Here is a 3221-nt window from a genome sequence, read left to right as displayed (position 1 = left end):
GTACTACGACGTCACGCCTGAGAACATGGACCGCATCATCGAACAGCACTTCGTCGGTGGCCGCGTTGTCGAAGACCTCGTGTTCCATCGCGGGCCCGGCATGGAAGCCGACGAGCCTTGCCAGTCGGAATGACAGCGGTAGAGCCCGTCACGTCGCCGGACAGCCGGCCGGGCATGGTCTACATCGTCGGCGCCGGCCCGGGCCCAGCCGATCTGCTGAGCCTGCGTGCGCTCGATCGCCTTCAGCGGGCCGACGTGGTCGTGCACGATCGCTTGGTCGGTGACGACGTGATGGCGCTCGTGCCGGCGGCGGCGTTGCGCGTCTACGTGGGCAAGGCGTCGGGCCACCATGTGATGCCGCAGGCGCAGATCCACGCCGTCCTGATCGAGCATGCGCGCGCCGGGCGGCGCGTGGTGCGCCTGAAGGGCGGCGACCCGCATGTGTTCGGTCGCGGTGGTGAAGAGGTGCAGGCGCTGCAGGCCGCGGGCATCGCCTTCGAAGTGGTGCCCGGCATCAGCGCCGCCAACGGATGCGCGGCCGCGGCCGGCATCCCGTTGACACACCGCGAACTCGCCAACACCTGCACTTTTCTTCCGGGCCACCTGGCCGATGGCAGCGCCGACCTCGACTGGCCAGCGCTGGCGCGGCCCGCGCAGACGCTGGTGTTCTACATGGGCGTCGAGCGCGTCGCCCGCATCGCGGCGCAGCTCATCGCGCACGGGCTGCCCGAAGACACGCCGGCCGCCATCGTGCGCGACGGCACACGCGACACCGAAGAAGTGCTGGCGACTGGCCTCGCCGCGCTGGCACGGCTGGCGCCGACGCACGGGCCACGTCCGGGCCTGCTGATCATCGGGCAGACCGTGCGCCTCAGCCCGCACTACCGGCCGGRGCACGCCGCGGGCGAGTCGCCCGGTCATGCGGACACCGCCGGCCGTGCGCACCGCTTTTCAGCCGCCGAGCGTGCCAGCTTCTATCGGCTGATCGAAGCGCGGCGCGACATGCGCCATTTCACCGCCGGAGGCCAGGTCGCTGACGACGTCTTGCAGCGGCTGCTGAATGCGGCGCACCGCGCGCCTTCCGTCGGCCTGATGCAGCCTTGGCGCTACGTGCGCGTGATGGATGCCAGCCTGCGGGCGCGCATCGCGACACTGGTCGACCAGGAGCGCGCGGCCACCGCCATCGAACTCGAAGACCGCGCCGATGAATTCATTCGGCTCAAGGTGGACGGCGTTCGCGAATGCGCCGAGCTGCTGGTGGCCACGCTGGCCCCCGAAGACGGCACGGTGTTTGGGCGACGCACCATGCCGCGCGACATGGCGCTCTGCTCGCTGGCCTGCAGCGTCCAGAACCTGTGGCTTGCCGCGCGCGCCGAGAACCTCGGCATGGGCTGGGTCTCGATGTTCGAACCGGCCGCGCTTGCCGAAACGCTTGGCATGCCCGCCGGCGCGGAACCCGTGGGCATCTTGTGCCTCGGTCCCGTCGACCGGTTCTACGACTCGCCCATGCTCGAAATCGAGGGCTGGCGCCAAGGCCGCCCGCTGAGCACGATGGTCTTCACCGACGGGTGGTGAAGAAGCGCTGCGTTGTGCCTGGTTCCATCTCGTCAGGAGCGTCGCAGCACTGCGACCCGGCGGACGCGGCGCTCGCCACGTCCGCAAGCTTCAACGAGTCTTCAGCGGGTCTTCAACGGCACGAGGCGAAAGCCACCGGACTCCGTCGAGCCGTTCGCATCCAGCCAAAAGCCGGTGGCTGCCATGGCACCGCGCGCATTGATGCCGTCCACCCCTTGCAGGTCAACGGCCTGGCCATCCGGTCCGCGGCAGGGTTTGTCGGCCGATATCAGGTCGGCGATCTTCAGCGGCGCCGCGTTCACGTCGGCCCAGTAGGCCGGCCCCAGCGCGGCCGTGTAGCCGATGACTTCACCGCCTCGATTGACGCCGACGGCGTACCCGTGGCTGCCGTCACCTTTGTCCATCGCCTGGATGACGCCGCCCACCCAGGCGACGGGAGTGGGCGAACCCGAGGCCCCCGAGTTCCAGCTGCTGCCCACGATCAATCCCGAGTCGTTGACCGAATAGGCCTGGGACGAATTCATGCCCTGCAGCGCTCCAAGATCGCGCGCCTTGCCCTTGTGCCAGCGAACTGCACGCTCGACTTCCAGCCCGTCGACGGTCTTCGTCGCGACGCCTACCACCACGTCGCGGTTGTTCAGCTGGTTCGCGTAGGCCGACTTGCCCGCTTCGAGCGCCGGCAGCGCAGTCCGCTTCGAGCCGTTCCAGAGGGTCGCCTGCGACAACTCGTCCGCATACACCGAACCGACCACGACGCCGAGGTCGTTGATGTCATTGGCGAAGGTGCGTTCCTCACCGTACTGCGCCAGTCGCTCGAGCGAGCCGTCGGCTTGCCACTTGAAGGCAATCGGCCCCTCCGGGTGCGGCCCGTCGATGACCGAGGTGCCCACGGCGACACCTGTGTTGTTGATCGCGTTGACACGGGTGCCCATCGCGAAAGTCTCTTTCTCCAGAACCTGCGCTTGACGCTCGCTCCACTTGATCGCCAGGTAGCTCATGGCATCGCCGACGATCTCGCCTGCATCGTTGATCGCGCTGGCGTAGTAGTGGCCGTGGGCCCGGTCGCTTTCTTTCAGCCGTTCGCACTTGTAGACCGGGCTGGCGGTCGCCTGATGGGCCATGCCGAGCACGCCCAGCACGACAAAGCACTGTCGGCCCGCGCGGCCGATTGACCACAATGGGTTCGTCCATTCATGACTTGGCTTCATCTTCCTTCTCCTGTGGTAAAGCCTCGCGCCGGTGTTCACATAGATTCGCGAGACGGCCGAGCGTAGGTCACCTGCCGGCATGGCCACATCCCATGAATCGATGGACGCCGGTTTGGAGGCTGCGTATCTAACGGGTTATGCGCATTTGTTCTCGGTTGATGCCCCGAAGAAGCCAAGCGTGCCCAGCTGGAGTTCAAGGAGATTCGATTGAGGACGAGCATTTGCAGCGTCATGTAACGGTACAGATCAGTGAACGGCCGAATCGTAGAATCGCCGCGTCGCGTTGCCCACCGAAATCCCTGTGCCCGGAAGCGAGGCCAAGGCCCGTTCGCAGCCAAATAGAAGGGTCAGCCGGCACCTCAGAAGCGCCGACTGACAAAGGGCGATCCGGCAAGACCGAATCGCCAAGGTCGGTCTTGCGCCTTGGAGATGCCGATG

General features: G+C 66.9%; 2 protein-coding genes and 1 pseudogene. 1 reads left to right on the top strand and 2 read right to left on the bottom strand.

The genetic code is table 11. The features are described from left to right. Positions 1 to 129: 129 nt before the first annotated feature. A complete protein-coding gene (gene cobA / locus AC1DYI_RS30510; protein WP_477207867.1) occupies positions 130 to 1575 on the top strand; it encodes a uroporphyrinogen-III C-methyltransferase in 1446 nt (481 codons plus the stop codon). Positions 1576 to 1676: 101 nt separating this feature from the next. On the opposite strand, the gene AC1DYI_RS30505 is transcribed toward cobA, so the two are convergent. Beyond that, entirely contained in the window at positions 1677 to 2783 is a 1107-nt protein-coding gene (locus AC1DYI_RS30505) for a hypothetical protein (RefSeq protein WP_477207866.1), read from the bottom strand. A 359-nt stretch (positions 2784 to 3142) separates the two neighbouring features. Beyond that, positions 3143 to 3221: pseudogene (locus AC1DYI_RS30500) on the bottom strand (DNA-3-methyladenine glycosylase); the annotation flags it as partial.

It is taken from the genome of Ideonella sp. P3_A4 (assembly GCF_056403075.1).
This window is presented reverse-complemented; position numbering and strand designations above follow the sequence as displayed.

What these genes read in the sequence shown, in the direction of transcription:
- AC1DYI_RS30505 (WP_477207866.1), bottom strand. Translation starts at nt 2,783, where the DNA reads ATGAAGCCAAGTCATGAATGGACGAACCCATTGTGGTCAATCGGCCGC.